2 protein-coding genes are annotated in these 1,099 nt (G+C 36.4%); both read left to right on the top strand.

What is annotated here, in order from left to right; genetic code table 11:
* A partial coding sequence (locus HMPREF0518_RS07935; RefSeq protein ID WP_003627663.1) for an SLAP domain-containing protein occupies window positions 1-462 on the top strand: 462 nt, incomplete at its 5' end.
* 56 nt (window positions 463-518) lie between these two features.
* A partial coding sequence (locus HMPREF0518_RS10360; RefSeq protein ID WP_003627662.1) for an SLAP domain-containing protein occupies window positions 519-1,099 on the top strand: 581 nt, incomplete at its 3' end.

The following is a 1,099-nucleotide window of genomic DNA, read 5'->3' as shown; positions in this document are numbered from 1 at the left end:
ATTATATCTGCGCTATTGGGAGTCAGTACTCCATTTTTAGCAAATCAGACTTCAGTCGTTCAAGCAGCACAAGAAACGCAAAATAATACATTTACGTTGCAAATAGCTTCTTATGCTTATCGTAAGGACGGTAAACAAGTTCATTTAGATGAGTTGCGGGATGCAGATGGAGAAAAAGTAACTTTAAAACAAAATGGACAGGTTACTTTGATTCCAAAGGGAACGGTTCTTAAATATTATGGTAAGCCAACTCCGTTGAAAACATATATTGGTACTTCGTCTCAGACTAGTAACGGCGATATTAAGATGTATTACAGCATCGGCAATGGCTATTATATTAATGCTAAAAATGTAGGCTTGCCAAATGGCCCAGCCAACTTAACTATTGACCATAATTCTTATGTATACAATTACAAGGGCCAACGCAAAAAAGCTAAAACAATTAAAAGAATACCACTTTAAAAGTACCTGATAAGTTTGAAGAAATTAATTCTCCTAAAAAGTTTTATTCTGAGTACTTGTCTTCTTCTGGTATTAAATTTGTTTCTTGGCAAAAGCGTCACCGTTTTTGGCTAAAATATAAGACAATTCATGGCAAACAATACTACCGTATTGGCAAGAATCGTTATATCAAGGCTAACAATGTGCGCTATCTTGATGGTAAGCCGATCTATGTCGATAAGAAGGAGAATACTGTTGTCTTGAAGAGTGGTCAGCAAATTGTTAATAGAAATTCTAACCGCGAAAGTGGTCGCTACTATAAAAAAGGCAAGAAGATGGTAGTTGATAAATATATTTCAACTTTCCGTGGTTATCCTGATGATTTCTGGTTCAAGACAGGAGTAGGAGATTCCGTTTTCTACCATGTTAAAGGAACTAAGGATGACTGGGTATGGGGCCGTGTCTCCGAAGTTGATGTCAAACGACACATCGAACCAGTTAATGTCTTTAATCAAAAGAATACGACTGTTCAGGCAAAACCGGGAGTTACCAAGGCTACGATTTACAATAGTCATGGCGAGCAAGAGTATGACGATAAATTCTTAAAGGCGACTAATTACAATCAAGCTGGATATTATCCAATAATTGTTAAAGAATT

The sequence above is a fragment of the Lactobacillus helveticus DSM 20075 = CGMCC 1.1877 genome, assembly GCF_000160855.1.
GTDB classification, from domain to species: Bacteria; Bacillota; Bacilli; order Lactobacillales; family Lactobacillaceae; genus Lactobacillus; species Lactobacillus helveticus.
The sequence above is the reverse complement of the archived record's forward strand: the minus strand, read 5'-3'. Positions and strand labels throughout refer to the sequence as shown.